Here is a 20,441-nt window from a genome sequence, read left to right on the forward strand (position 1 = left end):
CCCCGGAGAACACCTTCGCGGCCTTCACCGCCTACATCACCAACCGCACCTTCGACTACGACTTCGAGCACCTCCCAGTCACACCGCCACACACCGATCTTGTTTAATTCCAGCCATATCCTCATACTTCATACCTTTCACTTGGCGAGTCGCTCCACCTTGAGCGACTCGTTGTCGTCACGCCAATGGGGAAAGTGCTTGCAGTCCCTGCAGAGCCTCTTTCCGGTTCGCGGCTGCGACGTCACCTCGCACGGACGACGACAGCGACGCCCTGGCCGCCGCCGATGCACATGGTGACCAGTCCGAGCTCCCGGCCGACCCGCTTGAGCTGGACGAGCGTGCGGATGGTGAGAATGGCGCCGGTGGCGCCCACCGGGTGGCCGAGAGCGATGGCGCCGCCGAGCGGGTTGGTGACCTCCGGGTCGAGCCTCAGCGCCCGCATGACGGCGACGGCCTGAGCGGCGAAGGCCTCGTTGAGCTCGATCCACCCCATGTCCGTCACCGACATGCCCGTGCGCTCCATGACCCGCTCCACGGCGAGCGTCGGCGCGTACCCCATGATCTCGGGCTCCAGCCCCGCCTTGGCGCAGGCGACCAGCTCGCCCATGACAGGCAGGCCCATCTCCTTCGCGGTCGCCTCCGTGGTCATGACCAGGGCGGCCGCGGCGTCGTTGATGCCCGAGGAATTGCCCGCCGTCACCGTTCCGTCCGCGGCGAAGGCGGGACGCAGCCCACTCAGGGACTCGACGGTGGTCTCAGGGCGCAGGTGCTCGTCCCTGTCGAAGACCCGCTCCTTCCTCCGCTCGAGCACCGTGATCGGCTCGATCTCCGCATCGAGGTGCCCGGCATCCCGGGCGGCGGCCGCCCGGCTCTGCGAGCGCGCCGCGAACTCGTCCTGGTCGCGTCGGGACACGCCGAAGCGGCGGGCGACGTTCTCCGCCGTCGCGCCCATCGGGTAGTCGCCGAAGGGATCGGTCACGAGCGAGAGGGTCCCGTCCACGAGCCGGTGGTGGCCGAGTCGCCAGCCGTTGCGCGCGTCGAAGTCCATGAAGGGCTGGCGCGACATGTTCTCCGAGCCGCCGGCGACGACGATCCGGGAGCCGCCGGTGCGCAGTTCAAGAGACGCCGAGCGGATGGCCTCCACACCCGATCCGCACAGCCGGTTGACTGTGACGGCGGTCGACTCCGGCCGCGCGCCTGCCGCGAGCGCAATGCGGCGCGCGAGGAAGGCGTCGCCGCCTACCTGGCCGACGCAGCCGATGACGACCTCGTCCACGGCGCCGGCGGGCACGCCGCCGCGCTCCAGGGCGGCCCTGAGCGCGTGGGCGCCCATGACATGGTTCTCGGTGCCCGCCAGGCTGCCGCCGAAGCGGCCGACCGGCGTGCGCGCCCCGGAGACGAAGACGATCTTGTTGCTGTTGTCCATAAGTCCTCTCCTGTGAGGTTCCTTTTCCTGGAGGTTCCTGGAGGTTCTGGAGGCCGATTCGTGGAGGCCGGGCCGGGTCTCAGCCGGGGAGGCCCGCTGCGGCCAGCGCGCTGCGGGCCTCGGCACCCTCGTCCGCGTCCGTGACGGCCCAGCCGTCCGCGGCGAGCTCCAGCGTGTAGTACTCCGTGCACAGGTAGACCTTCTGCTCCCTGTGGAGCGCAGCGGCGCCCGAGAAGGTGAGCTGGTCGACCTGCTCCACCCACTTGGGGTGCCTGGAGGCTGCGGACATGAGGAAGCAGACCTTCTTGGCCCCGTCGACAATGTCCATGAACCCGCCGCAGCCGATCGCCCTGCCGCCGAGGGCGGAGACATTGACATTGCCCCGCCGGTCCACCTGCCCGACCCCCATGAAGGTGATGTCGCAGCCCCCGCCGTTGTAGAAGTCGAACTGGCACGGGTGCGGGATGAGGGCGTCGGGGTGGTAGGCGCACCCGAAGTCGACGCCGCCGAGCGGGACCCCTCCGTAGGTGCCCGACTCGATGGTCAGGTGCACGTCCGCGATGAGCCCGGAGCGGGCCAGGGCGACACCCACGGTGTCCCCGGGGATGCCCGTCCCGAGGTTGACCACGTCGCCGGCCTCGACCAGACCGACGCCGCGGGCGCCGATCGAGACCCGCTGCTCGCTCAGGTCCCCCTTGTCCAGGGCCGCCGCGATCTCCTCCGCTGTCGCGTGCCCCGTGAGCAGCGACATATCGACCTGGGGGAAGGAGTGGGACTGGCGGTGGAAGCGGCTCGTGTCCGAGCAGACCATGGCGACGTCCACCAGGACGCCGGGAACGTTGACGAGCCGGGCCGGGATTCCACCGGGCCGCACGATCTCCTTGACCTGGGCGATGACGACGCCGCCGTTGTTGTGGACGGCCTGGGCGATCGCCAGGGAGTCGAGGATCGTGGGGTCGTCGTTCTGGCTCATGTTGCCGCCGGCATCCATCCGGGTGCCGCGGACAATGGCGACGTCAATGGGGAAGGGCTTGTACCGCAGGTACTCCTCGCCGTCGAGCTCGACGACGTCGACGTACTCGGTGGCGGCGACACGGCGCCGCGTCCTCTCGTTGAGGCGGCCTCCGTCCAGGCGCGGGTCCACGAAGGTGCCCAGGCCGACTGTTGACAGCTGTCCCGGACGCCCGGCGGCAATGGTGCGGTACAGGGTGGAGATCTGGCCCTGCGGCAGGCAGACGCACTCCACCTCGTCGCCGCCCAGCAGCTCCGCCATCGGCGGGTTCAGGCCCCAGTGCGGTCCGACGACGCGTTTGAGGAGGCCGGCGTGCGCGAGCCGGGCGAGCCCGTCGACCCGGTTCGACTGGCCGGCCGCGTGCACCCAGGTGAGGCCGCGCGGGTGACCGGTGGACAGGAAGGACTGCTCGACGGCGAGGTAGATCTCGTCGGCCACCGACATCATGGTGAATCCGTCGGAGGCGACCGTCGCGCCGTCGGCGATGAGCGGGGCGACCTCGTCGGCCGTGACGATCCGCGGGCTCACAGCCGGAGCCCCCCGCCCACGTTCACGACCTCGCCGGTAATGTAGGCGGCGTCGTCCGAGGCCAGGAACGCCACGGCGCGGGCGACGTCCTCGGGCCTTCCGATCCGCCGCAGCGAGATGCGGGCGAGCATGCCGTCGTGAGCGTCCCGAGGCATTGCGCGGGTCATCTCCGTGTCGATGAATCCGGGGCAGACGGCGTTGGCCGTCACGTCCTTGAAGGCGAGCTCCTTGGCGATGGAGCGGGTCAGCGAGACCACGCCGCCTTTGGCGGCCGCGTAGTTGGTCTGCCCGACATTGCCCATCCACGACGCCGAGGCGATATTGACGATGCGGCCGTACCGGTTGCCCCGCATATGGGCGCCTATCTCGCGGCAGGTGTAGAAGACCCCGGAGAGGTCCACATCGAGGACCCGTCGCCACTGCTCGTCGGTCATCTTGTGCAGCATCGCGTCGCGGTTGATACCGGCGTTGTTGACCAGGACGTGGATCTGCCCGGCCCGCTCCACCAGGTCGGCGACGAGCGCACGCACGGCACCGGGGTCGGAGACGTCGATCGCGAAGCCCATGGAGCCGCCGCCGATCTGCTCGGCGGCCAGCTCCACCGCCTCCCGATCGAGGTCGACGACGGCGACCCGCGCGCCTCGAGCCGCGAGGGTCTCGGCGATCCCCCGGCCGATGCCGCGCGCGGCACCGGTGACGACGGCGACCCTGCCGTCGAAGGGACGTGGGCTAAGGGCTTCGGCGGTCATGACGTGCTCTCTTTCCCGTGGTTGGCGGCGGGCAGGCACCCGCAGGTGTGCCCGATGGACAGTCGGTGGGAGCAGGTGAGCGACACCTGCGTAATCGGCTCGCTCGACAGGAGAAGGTCGACGGCGAGGGCGGCCATGCGGCCCCGGGGCTGGATAATGGACGTCAGTCCCACGAGCTCGGAGCGGCTGATGAGCAGGCCGTCGTAGCCCGTCACCGCGACGTCGTCGGGCACTCGCAGGCCCTCGCGCATGAGCCCGTCCATGAGCCCCATGGCGATCGCGTCGGTCCCGCAGGCCACCGCCCGCGGCAGCTCGGTCAGCGACAGGAGGTGGCGCGCCAGCATCTCTCCGCCGTCGATGCTCAGCCGGGTGTTGACCATCCAGTCGGCGCGGGAACGAATGCCGGCCGCCTTGAGGGCCTCGCGCATTCCCCGCTCACGCATCGCCGAGGACGACGACGATGCCGGTCCGCAGGCGATACCGATGCTGCGGTAGCCGTGCCTCAACAGATGCTGAACGATCTCGCGCCCGGCGAGGTAGTCGTTCATTCCGACGAACGCGCCCGGAAATCCTTTGACGCGGCGGGAGACCTGCACGCACGGAACTCCGGAGGAGCGCAGGATCCGGGAGGCCTCCATCCCATCGGCACTGACGACTGTCGTCATGATTCCGGCCACTCCGTGGCTCAGCATCATCTTCACTGAGGAGATGAAGGCCTCCGGCTCGTCCGCCGTGTGGTACATAATGATCTCGCAGCCACGGGCGCGGGCGGCGTCGGAGGACGAGACGGCGAGCTCGGAGTAGAACGGGTTTCCCACGTCGGCGAGAATGAGGCCCAGCATGACGTCCGAGAGCCCCGCCGCGGCCGGCTTGGCCTCAACCCCGTTCTTGGCGGCCTCCTCAAGAATCCGGTGACGCAGCGTGTCGGATATTCCCGGGCGGCCGTTGAGGGCATAGGAGACCGCTGCGCGGGACACCCCGAGGCTGCGCGCAATATCAGCAGCCGTACACGTGCGGGAACGAGTGGGTACGGGCACGCTGCCCGGGGAAACGGTAGCCACGGTTCTCACGTCCTTGTAAGGATTGGCCGTGGCGCCAAGTTAGAATGCCGGTTGCGTGTTAAGCAACGTTAAGTGAACATGCATCTCCCACTCAGCCGGGGCTCCGCGCGCGGCCGGGCGCGGGACGAGCCGGAGGACCTCATCGGCGCCGCCGCCGAGCGGGGCTCCGCGCCTGGCCGGTGCCGTCTCAGTACCTCGGCAGCTTGGACAGGTCGCGCACCGCGCCGACGTCGGCGCTCGTGGCGAGCATGGCGTAGGCGCGCAGCGCGGCACTGACCCTGCGGGGGCGCGGCGCGTGCGGCGACCAGGCCTCGCCGCCCCGGGCCTCCTCGGCGGCGCGACGGCGGGCGATCTCGCCGTCGTCGACCATGAGCTCGATGCGGCGGGCGGGGATGTCGATCTCGATGCGGTCGCCGTCGCGCACCAGGCCGATGAGCCCGCCCGCGGCCGCCTCGGGGGAGGCGTGCCCGATGGACAGCCCCGAGGTGCCGCCGGAGAAGCGGCCGTCGGTCAGCAGCGCGCACTGCCTGCCCAGGTGCATGGACTTGATGTAGGTGGTCGGGTACAGCATCTCCTGCATCCCCGGGCCGCCGCGCGGGCCCTCGTGGTTGATGACGACGACGTCGCCGGCCCTGACCCTCCCCCCGAGGATCCCTTCCACCGCCGTGTCCTGGGACTCGAAGACGACGGCGGGGCCGGCGAAGGTGAGGATCGAGGCGTCCACGCCCGCGGTCTTGACGATGCAGCCCTTCTCCGCGATGTTGCCGAACAGGACCGCCAGGCCTCCGTCGGCGGAGTAGGCGTGGGCGACGTCGCGGATGCAGCCCGAGGTGCGGTCGGTGTCCGGGGACTCCCAGCGCGAGGCCTGGCCGAACATGGTGGTGGTGCGCACGCCCGCGGGGGCGGCGAGGTAGCGGGTGCGGATCGCCTCGCGGACCCCCGACCCGGGGACGGAGTCGGCGCCGGGTCGGGCGATGTCGTAGGCGGCCAGGGAGTCGGCCAGGGTGCCGCGCAGCACCGTCGACGTCGTCGTGTCCAGCAGGCCGCCGCGGTCGAGCTCGCCGAGGATCCCCATGATCCCGCCGGCGCGGTGGACGTCCTCGACGTGGTAGACGGCGGTCGAGGGCGCGACCCTGCACAGGTGCGGGACCCGGCGGGAGAGCCGGTCGATGTCCGCCATGCGGAAGTCGACCCCGCCCTCCTGGGCGGCGGCCAGCAGGTGGAGGACGGTGTTGGTGGACCCGCCCATGGCGATGTCCAGGCTCATGGCGTTCTCGAAGGCGGCCTTGGTGGCGATGGAGCGCGGCAGGACGGAGGCGTCGTCGTCCTCGTAGTAGGCCCGGGTGATCTCCACGATCTGGCGGCCCGCCTCCTTGAACAGCTCGCCGCGGTCGGCGTGGGTGGCCAGCAGGGTGCCGTTCATGGGCAGGGCCAGCCCGAGCGCCTCGGTCAGGCAGTTCATGGAGTTCGCGGTGAACATGCCCGAGCAGGAGCCGCAGGTCGGGCAGGCCAGGCGCTCGATGGCGCTGATGGTCTCGTCGGCCACGGTGGGGTCGGCGGCGTCCATCATGGCGTCGATGAGGTCGAGCTTGCGGGTCGCGCCGTCGGCGGCGACCATCTTGCCCGACTCCATGGGCCCGCCGGAGACGAAGATGGTGGGGATGTTCAGGCGCAGGGAGGCCATGAGCATGCCGGGGGTGATCTTGTCGCAGTTGGAAATGCACACCAGGGCGTCGGCGCAGTGGGCGCCGACCATGTACTCCACGGAGTCCGCGATGAGGTCGCGCGACGGCAGGGAGTAGAGCATGCCGTCGTGGCCCATGGCGATGCCGTCGTCCACGGCGATGGTGTTGAACTCCTTGGCGATGCCCCCGGCGGCCTCGATCTGCACGGCGACCAGGCGGCCGACGTCGCGCAGGCCCACGTGCCCGGGCACGAACTGGGTGAAGGAGTTGGCAATCGCAATGATCGGCTTGCCGAAATCGGAGTCCTTGACGCCCGTGGCGCGCCACAGGGCGCGGGCACCGGCCATGTTGCGGCCGGAAGTGGAGGTAGCGCTGCGGTAGCGGGGCATGAGAGCGTCTCCTTGGGACGAGTGGTTCGGCGTGGCCACATTAGCGGTCACGGCGTCACCTCATCGGGCCGGACCGGTCACTGGAACCGCCCGGCCGACGGCGGAGCCCGCCCTGCTCCCGCACCTTTCGCAACAGGCCTGGACTCCCGGCGGCTGCGCGCCGCCGGGGCCGTCGTCGCGGGGCGCACGAACATGCCCGAGCCCGGCCAGTTCCTCGCCACCGAGTCCGCCCTGCACGGCGCGTGCCTCAACCCCTGGGACACCTCCGCTCCCCGGGCGGCTCGTCGGGCGGCTCCGCCGTCGCAGTGGCCACGGGCATGGTGCCCGTCGCCATGGGGGCCGACAGCGGCGGGTCCCTGCGCATCCCCGCCTCCGCCTGCGGCGTCCCCGGCGGCGCCCACGACCTGAGAGACAAGGGCCGGGCGGCGGCCACGCCCGCCTCGACGCCGATCGTGTCCAACACGGCGATCGTCAACGTCTTCGGGCACCCGACGATCTCCGTCCACGCCGGCTTCACGTCAGACGGGCCGCCAATCGGCGCCCAGCTCGTGGCGCGCACGGGCCGCGAGGACCTGCTGCCGGCCCTGGCCGCCGGACTCGGGCGCTCCGGCGGTCTGCGCCCGCCTGGACGGGGCGGCCCGGGCTCCGGCCCTCCCGGGGCGCCCTGGTGCGGGCCCCGGCCGGTGCGAGCCCGCCCTGGGGCGCGGCGCCCGCTCCCCGGCGGGACGCCGCTCCGACATCTCAGTGACGTGAGTCATTCGGCCGGGGTTCCTCACAGCCCCAATTCTTGGTTACCCTTCCCTTATCCCGTTCCGTTCCCACATTCTGAAACGAGACTTATATGAGCCTTCGTAGTTCACTCACAGCGACCGCGGCCGCTGCTGCCATTGCGGCGGGCAGCGTGGTCCTGGCCCCCACCGCCGCCGCCGACCAGCCGATCCTGCAGTGCGCGGGCGACGGCTTCATGTGCGGCGGCCCAGGTCGCCCCGGCACCCTCACGGCTTCCTACACCGACGCCCAGCCCGCCCCCTCCACGGTCTGGGGCACCCCGAAGATCGGCATACTGGACTCCCCCGCCGACGCCCTGGACGTCGAGCCGAGCAGCGAGGTCACCAGGAACTACGGGGTCGAGATCCCCTGGCAGGCCGACCCGAGCGCACCGCGCACGGTCTCGATGCTCGTGAAGAACAATGAGGGCCTGTTCGCCAACCCCGCGGACATGCGCTTCCACATTACCGACGCCGCGGGGGCGGACCTGTCCGACGGGACATGCACCCCCGAGGAGCAGAACCTGAACCCGGGGGAGCAGACGACCGTGACCTGCACGGTTCCCGACGGCGGCGCGCTGCTCAAGGCCTACCGCCGCGGAGACTTCGGCGGGGAGTACCTGGCCGCCTGGACACTCGACTCCCAGACGCCGCCGAGCCCGCCGGCCGCCCAGGCGCCCAGCACCCCGCCCGTCGTCACCGTCGACGGCAAGACCGTGACCGGGGCGGTGGAGGACGGGGCGTGGAAGGCCACCGCCCCCGTCACCCGCCGGGCGCCCGATGCCAACGGCGCCGAGGCCACCCACGCCCCGAAGGTCACCGTGGACGGCGCGGAGGTGGAGGCGCCCTCCTTCCGCATCACCACCAGGGCGGCCGCTCCCGAGCCGGAGCCCAGGCCCACCGCCACGGCGACGTCCGAGCCGAGCGGCTCCCCCAGCGCGTCCGCCGCGCCGACCGACGCCTCCCAGGATCCCGCCGTCCCGGATCCCGGCCGGACGACGGCCCCCGGGGCGCAGGACCCGGGCAGGCTGCCCAAGACCGGGGCCGAGGCCGCCGGCGCGCTAGGCGCGGCGCTGCTGCTCATGACGGCGGGTGCCCTGGTGCTCAAGCGCTCGCGCCGCCGCGCCTGAGCCCCTGACCGCGGGGCGCCCCGCCCGGTTCCTCAGGGCCCTCCGGCGTCACATGACGCCGAGGATCTCCGTGACGAAGACGAGGGTCGCCCCGCCCTTGATTCCGGCCTGCGGGACGCCGCGGTCCCCGTAGCCGAGCTCGGCGGGGATAGACAGCAGGAGGCGCGAGCCGACGCGCTGGCCGATGAGGCCGTCGTCCCAGCCGCGGATGACCATGCCGACGCCGACCTGGAAGTCCAGCGGCCGGCCGCGGTCGTAGGAGCTGTCGAAGACGTCCCCATTCCAGGTCTGGCCCAGGTAGTGGGCGACAATGTTGTCGCCGGCTTCGACGACCCGGCCGTCACCGGCGTCGAGGACCTGGACCTGGAGCCCCTCGGGGGCGTCGGGCCCGGGGAAGGTGAGGACGGGCTTGGTTCCCTTGGCGCCCTGGACGGAGGGCATGTTGGTGTTGATCATGCTGCGGAGCCTACGGGAGGCCGCCCGGCTCTCCCTGCCGCCGCCCCTCGGCCCAGCGCGAACTGCGGCGCCCGCCTCGCAGGCGGACGTCCGCACGCTCACCGCTCCGCCAGGATCCGCGCCCCGCCCTCCCACGGGGATCCGGCGCGCCCGCAGGCCTAGACCGCCTCGACCGCCTCCTCACGGATCGTCGTCGACGACGCCGACACGGCCGACGCCCCCCCCCCCGAGCGCACCCGCGAGCGCCTGATCCTGGTGGGGCAGCACACTCACGTCTTCAGGGCCTCCGTGCGCGGCAACCTGCTGTCGCCCGGCGCCTCGGACGCGCAGGCGCGGGCGGCGCGGGCGGCGCGGGCGCACCATGATCCTCGTCACCCACCGGCGCGCCGTCATGAGCGCCTGCGACCGGGTGATCCTCCTCCACGGCGGACGCATCGCCGCCACCGGGACCCACGAGCAGCTCCTGAACGGCAGCGGGCTGTACCGCTCGGTGCTCGAGGCCGAGCAGAACAGCCCGTAGACGGCGCGGGGCCGGGACGGATCGCGAGGATCCGTCCCGGCCCCGCACGGCACTCGACCGGCGGCCCCTGAAGGCGGCCGCCGGTGCGGCCCGGCTCAGTTGTCGTACAGGATGGCGAGGATGCGGAGGAACTCCAGGTAGAGCCATACGAGGGTGACCACGAGCCCGAAGGCGCCCGCCCAGGCGTACCTGGTCGGCAGGCCCTGCTCGACACCGCGCTGGATGGCCTCGAAGTCCATGGCGAGGCTGACGGCGGCCAGGACGACGGCCACCAGGCCGACGATCAGGCCCAGCGGGATCCCGAAGACCTCCACGCTGCGCAGGCCCCACGGCTGGTCGATGACACCGGTGACCATGAGGGCGAAGTTGACGACGCTGAACAGCAGGTAGCCGCCCATGGCGATCAGGACGATGCGCGCCACTCTGCCCGAGACGCGGAAGCCGGCGAACTTGTAGGCGCACAGCATGACGGCGAAGGTCGCACCGGTCGCAAGCACCGCCTGGATCACAATGCCGGGAACGACGTACTCCATGATGCCGGAGATCGCCCCGAGCATGGCGCCCTCGAAAGCGGCGTAGAGCATGATGAGGACGGGGCTGGGCTCCTTCTTGAAGGAGTTGACGAGCCCGAGGACGAGGGCGCCGATGCAGCCGACGATCATGGCAAGGGAGCCGAGGCCCGCCGTGGCCGGGTTGGTGGCGAGCATCCAGGAGACGGCGCCGACGCCGAGGATGATCGCGAACATGCCGGCGGTGCGCACGACGACGTCGTCGTAGGTCATGCGGCCGCGGTCGACGTTAGTGGCGCTCGGCGCGCCGTACTGGCTCTCCAGGCCGGCGAGCTGCTCAGGGGAGACCTGGCCGTACCCGGCCTGAGCCGGCTGGCCGTATCCGTAGCCCTGCTGGCCGTAGCCGGCCTGGGCGGGCCGGCTGTAGCCGACGCCGTAACCCGCCTGGCCGTACTGGCTGGACTGCCCCGGCTGGTACCCGGGCATCGTCGGGTAGCCGTTGGGCGTCACCGGCCTTGACGGCGCGGCGACGGCACCGCCGCCGTTGAAGGCCGCGCTGCGGGAGAAGAATGGATTGCTCAACGTGATGTCCTCTCGGAGGGGACGAAGGTGGACGCCGGTCAGCACCGGCGCCCTACGACACTGGTACGGTATGTGTAACACCCCCATCCTGCCCAAGATTCCCTCTGTTGCCTAGATGATCGGCTCCGAGACGGTGCAGGGCGGTTCAGGCGGGCCGTGCCCCGGTCATCAACAGCGGTTCGGCGCGGCGCCCCAGTGCCCGGTCACAGCGTCTGCGCCAGACCTGGACATACCGGGCCATCCGGGGCGGGACCTGGGCCGCCCGTCGACGGGGAAGCGCCCGTCCTGCGCGCTCCTGAGGCTCGGATGCGGATCGGCGTGACCGTGAGGCGGTGGGCGGCCGCCCGGCAGGGCTCGAGGCCCCACCGGGACGCGGGCGGGCCCCGGCTCACGCCCTCCGGCTCACCGCCCGGGCCGAGGCCTCTCATCCTCCAGAAGGAGCCCGCCGCCGAGAAAGATTCGTCACCCGGGCCGATGGGCCGGATCCGTGCGGCTCCTAGCCTGAAGTCACTGCGGGGGCGCCGCCCCTCACCGACAGACTCAGCCCCTACAGAAGGGTGATTCCCCATGATTGAGGCCGTCAACCTGACCAAGCAGTACGGCGCCAAGACCGCCGTGGATCATGTCTCGTTCACCGTCGAGCCCGGCACAGTCACCGGATTCCTGGGTCCCAACGGCGCGGGTAAGTCCACCACCATGCGGATGATCATGGGGCTGGACAGGCCGACGACGGGATCGGTGACGGTCAATGGCCGCCCCTACCGGGAGCTGTCCGCCCCTCTGTGCGAGGTCGGCGCCCTGCTGGACGCCAAGGGGCTGCACGGGTCGCGGTCGGCCCGCGCCCACCTGCGCCAGCTGGCCGCCTCCAACGGAATCTCGACCACGCGCGTAGACGAGGTCCTGGAGCTCACCGGTCTGACGAACGTGGCCAAGAAGCGCGTCAAGGGCTTCAGCCTCGGCATGGGCCAGCGCCTGGGCATGGCTGCCGCCCTCCTGGGAGACCCCGGAGTCCTCATCTTCGACGAACCCGTCAACGGCCTGGACCCCGAGGGTGTGAAGTGGGTCCGCGAGACCTGCCGCCACCTGGCCTCCGAGGGCCGCACCGTCTTCATCTCCTCCCACCTGATGAGCGAGATGTCCCAGACCGCCGATCACCTCATCGTCATCGGCCAGGGCCGCATCCTGACCTCCGGGCCCGTGGACCAGGTCATCGCCTCGGCCACCACCGACAGGGTTCGCGTGGCCTCGCCCCAGGCCGCCCGGCTCGCCGAGCTGCTGGCCCGCCAGGGCCTGTCCGCCACGGCCGTCTCCCCCAACGTTCTGGAGACCACCAACGCCAATGCCGCCACCATCGGCGAGGCCGCAGCCTCCGCCGGGATCGTCCTGCACGAGCTCACCACCATCCGCGCCTCCCTGGAGGACGCCTACCTCGCGCTGACCAGCGACTCCGTGGAGTACCGCACCGACGCCTCCGATCGGACCGGCTCCCGGAGCGGCTCCGCCGGGCGGGGCACCCGCCTCAAGGTGGCCTAACGCCGCCCCGCCCACTCGCCGGCCCTCCTGACGACACCCCTCCAGACTCCGCACGCACACTCACGAAAAGGCCTCATTATGACAACCGCCGCACCCCCCGCCACGAGTCCCGCGGCCGCACTCACAGGCAAGGGCGCCGCCCGCCCCTTGCGCACCCGCATCCAGGGCCGCCAGACCTTCGCCCGCGCCGTCGGCTCGGAGTGGATCAAGATCCGCTCCCTGCGCTCGACCTGGATCACCTCCGCCATCGCCATCGTCACCTCCGTCCTCATCGGGGCGGGGCTGACCATCGGCATGGGCAAGACCGCGGAGTACGCCGATACCGCCCGTTACTCCCTTATCGCCGGCACCACTCTGGGACAGATCGTAGTGGCGGTCCTGGCCGCCCTGGTGATCACCGGGGAGTACTCCTCAGGGCAGATCCGCTCCTCGCTGGCGGCCGTCCCCCACCGCGGGCGCCTGCTGTGGGCCAAGGCGCTCGTGATCTCGTTCGTCGCCTTCCTCCTGGGGAGCCTGTCCACCCTCCTGTCCTGGGCGATCTCCGCCCCCTTCCTGGGAGAGCACGCGGGTTCCCTGACTGACGCCCACTACCTCGGCTTCTTCTGGGGCTCGGGCCTGGCCTACGCCGGTATCGCCCTGATGACCCTGGGGCTCGGGTTCCTGCTTCGCTCCACCGCCGGATCCCTCACCGTGGTCACCGTGCTCCTCTTCGTCATCGAGATCCCCCTGGGTCTCATGGCCATGAAGTGGGAGTGGGCGACCAAGATCATCGGCCTCCTGCCCGGCAGGGTCGCCGGCGCCGTCACGGACCCCTTCCAGCTCACCCAGACATGGGGCTCCCAGGCCGGCGGCGCCACGAGCTTCCTCGAGCACAGCCACGCGATCCTCGTCTTCGCAGCCTGGGCCCTCATCCCGATGCTGATCGGCTGGCCCGTCTTCTCCAGGCGCGACACCTGAGCCCCGGCCCGCCCGGCCGCCCGCCGCTCACGGACCCGACCCGCCGATGGCGCCCAACGGGCACACCGCCCCGGGCGCCGTCGGCGCGCCCGCCGACCGCACAAGGCCCTGAGGACACAATGACCCCGTGGACCACGCAGACAACCCGCCCCGGGGCCGGAACGGAGCAACGGCGATGAGCATGCCCCCCACCGCCATGCGCCTCATGCGCTGGCACAACAGGCACCGGATCCTGTCCGACTCCGTCCTTGGGGCCATGGTGCTCGTCCTCGACACGCTCCTGGGGCTGGTCCCCGCGCTGACCGCGGGGCCGCCCTCCACCGCGTCCTGGCTGCCGGTCACGATCACGGCGACCGTCCTGTGCACGGCCGCCCTGTGCGTACGGCGCGTCCGCCCGGCCACGGCGTGGGCGGCCACCGTCGTCGTCCCCCTGCTGCACGACGTCATCATCTACTCCGTCTGCGGCTTCAGATCGGACGCCTTCGCGATCATCGCGAACTCCCTGAGCGCCTACGGCCTGATCGGAACCCCTCTGTGCCTGACGGCGCTGGCCATGCGGCACCATGTCGCCCGAACCTGGGCGGCGGCCTTCGCCTCCGGGGTGCCGCCCGCGATCGCCGGGGTCTGGATGGAGGGCGCGCCCCCGAGCCAGGCGTGGTTCGTCTACCTCCTCTACAGCCTCATCTGCGTCATCGCCACCCTGATCGGCATGATCATGCGGACCCAGGAGGTCCAGCTGAGCGAGATGAGGATGCGCTCGGCGCGGCTGGCGCTGGCCCGGGAGCAGGAGGCCCTCCTCGCGGCGGCCAACGAGCGCAGCCGGATCGCCCGCGAGATGCACGACGTCGTCGCCCACTCCCTGGCCGTCATGATCACCATGGCCGACGGCGCCGCCGCCGCCATCGACCGCAACCCCGGCATGGCCAGGGAGGCGCTCGGGACGCTCGCGGAGACCGGGCGCTCCGCCCTGGCCGACACGCGCCGGCTGGTCGGCGTGCTGCGCGACGACCCCGAGGCCTCATCGGCGCCGCCGGCCCCGCCGACGCAGGCGTCCCCGCATCCGCCCCCGGCACCGGTCGGCCCCGCCCCGTCCGGCGGGCTCCCTCGTCGCCCGATCCGCAAGAACTCACCCGTCGGCGCCCGCCCGACGCCGGTGATCAAAGACCTGCCGGTGCCCGAGTTCGCGCCGCCGGGCACCGTCGCCCCCGTCGAGCCCACCGAGAAGATCGCAAACCTGCGCCGCGAGGCCACCGACACGCGGGCCGACACGTCCCGGGGCGACACGCCCATGGCGCCCGCACCCGAGCAGGCCGACCTGGCGGCGCTCGTCTCCCGATTCGAGGCGGCCGGGGTGCCCGTGGCCTACGCGTGGAACGGCAGGCCGCTGCCCGACGACAAGGGCCTGCAACTGACCGTGTTCCGCATCGCCCAGGAGTCGCTGACCAACGTGCTGCGCTACGCTCCCACCACGCGCGCGGTCACGGTGCGCGTGGACCGCCACGCGGGAACGGCCGTGCTCACGGTCGACAACGACGCGGCCCCGGGGTCCAGGCCCGTGCACGGGTCGGGCAAGGGCCTGATCGGGATGCGGGAGCGCGCGGCCGTCTATGGTGGCAGTGTCCAGGCGGGGCCGACCGCCACGGGGTGGCGCGTGCGCGCCGTCCTGCGCTGGGACGAAGACGACGAAGGGACCTCTCCGTGGCAGCTTCCGCTGTGAACTCCTCCACCGACCGACCCGGGGACGCGCCGGTCACGGTGGTGCTGGCCGACGACCAGGCGCTCATGCGCATGGGCTTCCGCATGGTTCTCGACGCCGAGGACGGCATCGAGGTCGTCGGCGAGGCCTCCGACGGCGCCTCCGCCCTGGCCCAGGCGCGCGCACTGCGCCCCGACGTCATCCTCATGGACGTGCGCATGCCCGGCGTGAACGGCATCGACGCGACGGCGGCCATCACCGCCCAGTGCCCCAGCACGAAGATCCTCATCCTGACGACCTTCGACCTGGACGAGTACGCCTTCGCGGGCCTGCGCGCCGGCGCCAGCGGCTTCCTGCTCAAGGACACCCGGCCGGCCGAGCTGGCCGAGGCGATCCGCACCGTGGCCGGCGGCGAGGCCGTCGTCTCCCCCCGCGTGACGCGGCGCATGCTGGAGATGTTCGCCTCCCACCTGCCCGACGGCGGCGGCCGGCAGGTCGACGAGGACCCCCGGATCGCCTCGCTCACGCCGCGCGAGCGGGAGATCCTCGTGCTCATGGCCCAGGGCATGAGCAACTCGGAGATCGCCGCCCACCTGGTCGTCTCGGCCACGACCGTCAAGACGCACGTGGGCAACATCCTGGCCAAGCTGGACGTGCGCGACCGCGTCCAGGCCGTCGTCGTCGCCTACGAGACCGGCCTCATGGCGGCCTGAGGCGCCCGACTGCTGCGGCCGCCCGCAGGCGGCCGGCGGCCCGGCCCGCGCGCGACCGGCCTCAGGCGGAGTGGAGGCGCTGCTGGGCGCCCTCGAAGCCGCGGGTGACGACGTCCTCGACGACGTCGGCCGCCTGCTCGAGCGTGACCGCGAGCGCGTCCCGCCCCCGGACCGGGAAGTCGGACAGGACGAAGTCGGCCGCGTCCTGCCGGCCCGGGGGACGTCCGATCCCCACGCGCAGGCGCGCGTAGTCCCTGGTGCCCAGGGCCTGGCTGATCGAGCGCAGGCCGTTGTGCCCGCCCTCGCCGCCGCCGCGCTTGAGGCGCAGCTGGTGGGCGGGCAGGTCGAGCTCGTCGTGGATGACGAGCAGCCGGGAGGCCGGGTCGATGCCGTAGAAGCGGACGAGCGCCTCGACCGGGCCGCCCGAGGCATTCATGTAGCCGGCGGGCTCGGCGAGGACCACCCGGGGGCCGGGCGCGCCCCCGGGCAGGACGCCCAGGCGCGCCTCGGCCGCCTGCGCGCGCGCCCTGTGCCTGGTCAGCCGGGACCCGGTGCGCCCGGCCAGGACGTCGATGACCATGTGGCCGACGTTGTGGCGGTTGCGGGCGTACCGGTCCCCGGGGTTCCCCAGCCCGACGACGAGCCAGGCCTCGCTCATGGGGGCTCCTTCAGGTGCCGGGCCGGGAGGTCACTCCGCGGCCGCGTCGGCGGCCTCGCCCTCGGCGGCGTCGGCCGCAGGGGCCGTGTCCGCGACGGCGGCCTCGGCGGCCACGTTGACGACGTCGACCTCGGCGTCGGTGACGGCCTCGACGCCCTCGGGCAGGACCAGGTCGGACACGCGCACAGCGGTGCCGGCCCCGATGCCGGTGATATCGACCTCGATAGACTCGGGGATCGAGACGGCCGGCGCGGAGACGACGACGTGGGGCAGCTCGATAATGTGCATGGTGCCGGGCACGGCGTCGCCGACGACGCTCACGGGGATCTCGACATCGACGCGCTCGTTGCGGTTGACCAGGAGGAAGTCGACGTGCTGCACGCCGGGGCGGATGGGGTGGCGCTGGACCTCCTTGGTCAGGGTCAGCAGGCTCTCGCCGTCGATGTCGAGCTCGATGAGCGCGTTGTCGGTGCCGCGCAGGGCGAGACGAGTGTCGTGCTCGTCCAGGAGGATGTGGCGCGGGTCGGTGCCGTGGCCGTAGACGACGGCGGGGACCTGGCCGGCGCGCCGGGCCCGGCGGGAGGATCCCTTGCCGAAGGTGGTGCGGACGGTGGCCTTGAGGGTGATGGCGTTGTCGGCCATGGGGTTCTCCTCGGTCAGGGCGGGGCGGCGCCCCGCGGCGGTTGTGGCGGGGCGGTGCCCCGCGGGCTGGTGGTCCGGCGCGGGGCGACGGCGCGCGGCGCTGTGCGGCACCACCACGTCGATCACGGATGCGCGCCACCGGGCGCGTCCCTCGCCAGGGCAACGCGGCGAGTCTATGCGAGGAGTCCGGGCCCGGCGAGGCCGGCGCCGGTGAGATCGGTCGTACTCCGAGCGGGAGAAGTGGGGGAGCCGAGCAGCCTCAGGACCTCCTGCACCTCGCCGATGGGCAGCTGCCCGGGGGCCGAGGACGCGCCGCCGGCGGTGGCGAAGGTCAGGGCCGAGCCGAACACGGCGCCGCTCACCCGGCTGACCGCCCCGAGCGCCCCCATCGACATGGTCACCACGGGCACGTCCAGCTCCTCGCTCGCCCGCGCCGTCACGCCCAGCAGCCGCGCGACGTCGTGCGCGCTGCGCGGCATGACCGCGAGCTTGGCCGCGTCCGCGCCCGCCTCGGCCATGGCGCGCAGGCGCCCCAGCATGACGGCGTCCCGCGGGGTGGCCTCGAAGTCGTGGCAGGAGACGACCGCGTCCAGGCCCGCCGCGTGCGCCCGCGCGACGAGCTCGGCCGTCCGCCCCCGGGCGAGCTCGATGTCGAGGGCCGCGGGCCGCCGCGCCTCGGGGCGGCCCGCACCAGAGCGCCGCGCCTCGGGCAGGGCGGCGAGCCCTTCGGCGAGCGCCCGCAGGAGCTCCCGGTAGGCGCCGTCGTCCAGCCGCGCTCCCCCGCCCTCTGCGGCGGTCCGCACGGTCAGGAGCACGGGCGCGCCCGCCTCGCCCGCCAGTGCGCCGCCGAGCCTGACGAGGTCCCGCGCGGCCGGCCGGGCCGGTGCCCCCGCCCCGGCGTCGAGCAGGTCGGCGCGCAGCTCGACGACGTCGGCCCCGGCCTCGGCGGCGGCGCGCCCCTGCGCCAGGCAGGCCGCGGCCGTGGCCCCGGTCGTGGCCACAGCGACCGCGACGCGCCCGTCGTCGGGGAGCAGGCGGCTCAGGCGACTCAGACGACTCACGGCACCGGCACCGCCAGCGACAGGGCGATCCCGTCGAGGATGTCGTGCAGGCTGGTGACGACGGTGGCCAGCGGACGCCCCGCCGCGGTCGTCTCGGCCACGACACGGCCGATCACCTCGCTCCACACGAGCGCCCCGGCGGCGATGACGTCGCGGCGCCCCGGGCGCAGGTAGGCCCAGGACTCCCGCTCGGCGGCGGTGGAGTGCACGATCGCGTCGCAGGACGCCAGGGCCGCCCCGACGGCCAGCTCGGCGCCGTCGATGGCCTCGGCGTCGAAGTCCGCCAGAGGCAGGGCGTGGGCGGTCACGGTGGTGATGGTGCCGGCCAGCCCCACGAGGCGGCCGGTGGCCGCCAGGTCGACGGCCTGGGCGGCGCGGTCGAGCAGGCCGCGCACCTCGGCGCGGGCTGCGGCCTCCGCCGCGGGGGTGACGCCGTCGGCCAGGTAGCGCTCGGTGATGCGCACGCTGCCGGTGTTCAGGCTGATGGCGGCGGCCGGGGCGTCCACGCCCAGGACCAGCTCGGTGGAGCCTCCCCCGAGGTCGACGACGAGCCGCGGCGCCCCGCCGTCGGCCCCCCGAGCGCCCAGCAGGGAGCCGGCGAAGGACAGGTGGGCCTCCTCCTGCCCGGAGACCACCTCGGGGTCCACCCCCAGCAGGCTGCGGACGCCGGCCGCGAAGTTCCCCCGGTTGCGGGCGTCGCGGGTGGCGGAGGTGGCCACGAAGCGGCGGGCGGCCCGGCCCGGCTCCACGCCGAGCTCGGCGCAGTCGGCGGCGTAGTCCTCCACGACGGCGAGCGTGCGCTCCAGGGCGGCGGGGTCGAGCAGGCCGGTGCGGTCCACCCCCTGCCCGAGGCGGACGATCTCGTTGCGGCGGCGCAGCGGCTCCAGGCGGGGGCGCCCGGTCTCCTCCCGGATCAGGTCGGCGACGAGCAGGCGGATCGTGTTGGTGCCGCAGTCGACGGCGGCGACGCGTGTCATGGTCGGGTGCTCCTGGGTCGGTTCGGGGTGCTCTGCGCGAGTTCAGCACGAGCACTGAGCAGGATCCCACAAACCGCGCTCGATGAGGACGGCGATGGTGAGGTCCCCGATCGGGTTGATGCCGCGGCCGACCGCCAGCGAGTGCCCCACCAGGGCGTGCAGGCACTTGACCCGGGTGGGCATGCCCCCGGCCGAGACGCCGTCGATCTCCTCGGGGCGGCCGAGCTCGGCTCGACGGGCCAGGTAGTCCTCGTGGGCGGCGGCGTAGGCTGCAGCGAGCGTCTCATCGGCCGCCAGGCGCCCGTTGAAGTCCTCCATGAGGTGCTCGGCCTCAAGAGTGGAGCAGCCCCTGACCGCCGCGGGGTGCGTGAGGTAGTAGGTCGTGGGGAAGGGAGAGCCGTCGGGTAGGCGCGGCGCGGTGCGCGCGACGGCGGGGCGGCCGCACACGCAGCGCGCGGCGATGCCGACCACGCCCCGGGGCGCGCGGCCGAGCTGGTCGCGCAGGGCGTCCAGGTCGGCCGCGGCGACCCCGGGAGCCGCGGCGCGGGAGTCCCGGGTCACGGGGTCGCTCCCGACGACTGCGTCGGGGCGCCCGCGGGCGCGGCGTCGGCGGGCCCGGAAGCGCCGGAGGATGCGGGCGCGGTAGGCGCCGGGGTGGAGCGGCCCTGCTCGGTGGGCTCGGCGGCGGGCGTCGCCGTCGGGGCGGCCTCGGTGCCGCCGGCCACCCGCGCGGACTCCCGCACAACGTCGTACCAGGGGCGGTGCTCCGTGGAGCCCGCACCGGTGGTCCCGGCGGCGGTGTCGTCCTTGAACCGGTCCGCGCCGACGACGACGTAGGTCGTCTCCCCCGGCATGACGTAGGCCAGGCGCTCGCGGGCGCGGGACTTGACGTAGTCGTCGTCCTGCCACAGGGCGAGCTCCTCCTCCAGGGCGGCGGATGTCGCCTGCGCGCGGGCGATGTCGCTGACGACGGCGTCGTACCTGGCCCGCTGCGACAGGTAGCCGCGCAGCGAGGGGAAGGTGACGACGAAGGCCAGCAGGAGGACAACGACCAGGCTGATCGCGTGGGTGGGCGCGGCCAGCCCGTCGGTGCCGACGATGCGCACGGTGTCGCGCTCGGGGGCCTCGCCGGGGTCGGCGGCCGGGTCCGGGCTCGAGGGGGAGGCGGCATCGGAGGATGCTGCCTGCGGTCCTGGGCCCTGCCTGGGCGCGGTGCGCGCGGTGCGGCGCGCACCGGGGCGGGCTCCCGGGCGAGCAGGTGCGGGTCGGCGCGGCGTCATGGGGCTGATCCTGCCCCCTGGTCCCGGGGGCGGCCGGGCACCGGCGTCGGCGGGTCGCTCGCCCTGGGCGTACCGCCGGCGCGCTCCGTTCACAAACGACGACGGCGGGG

Annotated in this window: 20 protein-coding genes and 1 pseudogene; 7 read left to right on the forward strand and 14 right to left on the reverse strand. The window is 72.9% G+C overall.

Annotated elements, in window-relative coordinates; all coding sequences use genetic code 11:
* Positions 1-241 precede the first annotated feature (241 nt).
* The 5 genes from O145_RS13290 to ilvD all read right to left on the reverse strand — a co-directional run bounded on the left by O145_RS13290 (position 242) and on the right by ilvD (position 6,850).
* On the reverse strand, positions 242-1,426 hold the full coding sequence (locus O145_RS13290) for a thiolase family protein (RefSeq protein WP_043563821.1): 1,185 nt from the start codon (positions 1,424-1,426) through the stop codon (positions 242-244).
* A 79-nt stretch (positions 1,427-1,505) separates the two neighbouring features.
* Entirely contained in the window at positions 1,506-2,966 is a 1,461-nt protein-coding gene (locus tag O145_RS13295; RefSeq protein ID WP_052375170.1) for a CoA-transferase, read from the reverse strand.
* Entirely contained in the window at positions 2,963-3,715 is a 753-nt protein-coding gene (gene fabG, locus O145_RS13300) for a 3-oxoacyl-ACP reductase FabG (protein ID WP_043563823.1), read from the reverse strand. The genes O145_RS13295 and fabG overlap by 4 nt, the downstream gene beginning before the upstream one ends.
* Positions 3,712-4,776, reverse strand: coding sequence for a LacI family DNA-binding transcriptional regulator (locus O145_RS13305; protein ID WP_169740362.1), 1,065 nt, complete (start codon positions 4,774-4,776; stop codon positions 3,712-3,714). Before O145_RS13305 ends, fabG begins: the two co-directional genes overlap by 4 nt.
* 187 nt (positions 4,777-4,963) lie before the next feature.
* Complete coding sequence (ilvD, locus tag O145_RS13310) at positions 4,964-6,850, reverse strand: dihydroxy-acid dehydratase (protein ID WP_043563825.1); 1,887 nt, start codon at positions 6,848-6,850, stop codon at positions 4,964-4,966.
* A 192-nt stretch (positions 6,851-7,042) separates the two neighbouring features.
* On the opposite strand from ilvD, the pseudogene O145_RS19660 reads away from it, so the two are divergent.
* Positions 7,043-7,182 (forward strand): annotated as a pseudogene (locus O145_RS19660) (amidase family protein); the annotation flags it as partial.
* A gap of 186 nt (positions 7,183-7,368) precedes the next feature.
* Here O145_RS19660 and O145_RS18710 read toward each other — a convergent pair.
* Positions 7,369-7,608, reverse strand: coding sequence for a hypothetical protein (locus tag O145_RS18710; RefSeq protein WP_043563829.1), 240 nt, complete (start codon positions 7,606-7,608; stop codon positions 7,369-7,371).
* An 83-nt stretch (positions 7,609-7,691) separates the two neighbouring features.
* Between O145_RS18710 and O145_RS13325 the strand changes: the two genes are divergently transcribed.
* Positions 7,692-8,747 carry an LPXTG cell wall anchor domain-containing protein gene (locus O145_RS13325; protein ID WP_043563831.1) on the forward strand — a complete coding sequence of 352 codons (1,056 nt, stop codon included), beginning with the start codon at positions 7,692-7,694 and terminating at the stop codon, positions 8,745-8,747.
* A 48-nt stretch (positions 8,748-8,795) separates the two neighbouring features.
* Here O145_RS13325 and O145_RS13330 read toward each other — a convergent pair whose 3' ends face one another.
* A complete protein-coding gene (locus tag O145_RS13330; protein WP_043563833.1) occupies positions 8,796-9,203 on the reverse strand; it encodes an FKBP-type peptidyl-prolyl cis-trans isomerase in 408 nt (135 codons plus the stop codon).
* Positions 9,204-9,564: 361 nt separating this feature from the next.
* On the opposite strand from O145_RS13330, the gene O145_RS18360 reads away from it, so the two are divergent.
* Positions 9,565-9,723: a hypothetical protein gene (locus O145_RS18360; protein ID WP_156966773.1), complete on the forward strand. Its 159-nt coding sequence runs from the start codon at positions 9,565-9,567 to the stop codon at positions 9,721-9,723.
* 95 nt (positions 9,724-9,818) lie between these two features.
* Here O145_RS18360 and O145_RS13335 read toward each other — a convergent pair whose 3' ends face one another.
* Positions 9,819-10,814: a Bax inhibitor-1/YccA family protein gene (locus O145_RS13335; RefSeq protein WP_043563835.1), complete on the reverse strand. Its 996-nt coding sequence runs from the start codon at positions 10,812-10,814 to the stop codon at positions 9,819-9,821.
* A gap of 567 nt (positions 10,815-11,381) precedes the next feature.
* On the opposite strand from O145_RS13335, the gene O145_RS13340 reads away from it, so the two are divergent.
* From O145_RS13340 to O145_RS13355, 4 genes are all read left to right on the forward strand, one after another.
* Entirely contained in the window at positions 11,382-12,347 is a 966-nt protein-coding gene (locus O145_RS13340) for an ABC transporter ATP-binding protein (RefSeq protein WP_043563838.1), read from the forward strand.
* Positions 12,348-12,425: 78 nt separating this feature from the next.
* Positions 12,426-13,304 (forward strand): ABC transporter permease, encoded by an 879-nt coding sequence (locus tag O145_RS13345; protein WP_043563840.1) that lies wholly within the window; start codon positions 12,426-12,428, stop codon positions 13,302-13,304.
* Between the two features lie 175 nt (positions 13,305-13,479).
* A complete protein-coding gene (locus O145_RS13350) occupies positions 13,480-15,021 on the forward strand; it encodes a sensor histidine kinase (protein WP_043563841.1) in 1,542 nt (513 codons plus the stop codon).
* Positions 15,018-15,713 carry a response regulator gene (locus O145_RS13355; RefSeq protein ID WP_043563843.1) on the forward strand — a complete coding sequence of 232 codons (696 nt, stop codon included), beginning with the start codon at positions 15,018-15,020 and terminating at the stop codon, positions 15,711-15,713. The genes O145_RS13350 and O145_RS13355 overlap by 4 nt, the downstream gene beginning before the upstream one ends.
* Before the next feature lie 61 nt (positions 15,714-15,774).
* Here the strand turns inward: O145_RS13355 and pth are convergent, their stop codons facing one another.
* From pth to O145_RS13385, 6 genes are all read right to left on the reverse strand, one after another.
* On the reverse strand, positions 15,775-16,371 hold the full coding sequence (pth, locus tag O145_RS13360; protein ID WP_043563845.1) for an aminoacyl-tRNA hydrolase: 597 nt from the start codon (positions 16,369-16,371) through the stop codon (positions 15,775-15,777).
* Between the two features lie 30 nt (positions 16,372-16,401).
* A complete protein-coding gene (locus O145_RS13365) occupies positions 16,402-17,013 on the reverse strand; it encodes a 50S ribosomal protein L25/general stress protein Ctc (RefSeq protein WP_043563854.1) in 612 nt (203 codons plus the stop codon).
* Positions 17,014-17,186: 173 nt separating this feature from the next.
* Entirely contained in the window at positions 17,187-18,074 is an 888-nt protein-coding gene (locus tag O145_RS13370) for a type I 3-dehydroquinate dehydratase (protein WP_084682626.1), read from the reverse strand.
* Positions 18,071-19,051: a Ppx/GppA phosphatase family protein gene (locus O145_RS13375; protein ID WP_043563847.1), complete on the reverse strand. Its 981-nt coding sequence runs from the start codon at positions 19,049-19,051 to the stop codon at positions 18,071-18,073. The genes O145_RS13370 and O145_RS13375 overlap by 4 nt, the downstream gene beginning before the upstream one ends.
* 42 nt (positions 19,052-19,093) lie before the next feature.
* A complete protein-coding gene (locus O145_RS13380) occupies positions 19,094-19,612 on the reverse strand; it encodes a DUF501 domain-containing protein (protein ID WP_043563849.1) in 519 nt (172 codons plus the stop codon).
* Positions 19,609-20,331 (reverse strand): FtsB family cell division protein, encoded by a 723-nt coding sequence (locus O145_RS13385; RefSeq protein WP_043563860.1) that lies wholly within the window; start codon positions 20,329-20,331, stop codon positions 19,609-19,611. Before O145_RS13385 ends, O145_RS13380 begins: the two co-directional genes overlap by 4 nt.
* Between the last annotated feature and the right edge of the window lie 110 nt (positions 20,332-20,441).

This window comes from Actinomyces israelii DSM 43320 (assembly GCF_000711965.1).
Taxonomy (GTDB): domain Bacteria; phylum Actinomycetota; class Actinomycetes; order Actinomycetales; family Actinomycetaceae; genus Actinomyces; species Actinomyces israelii.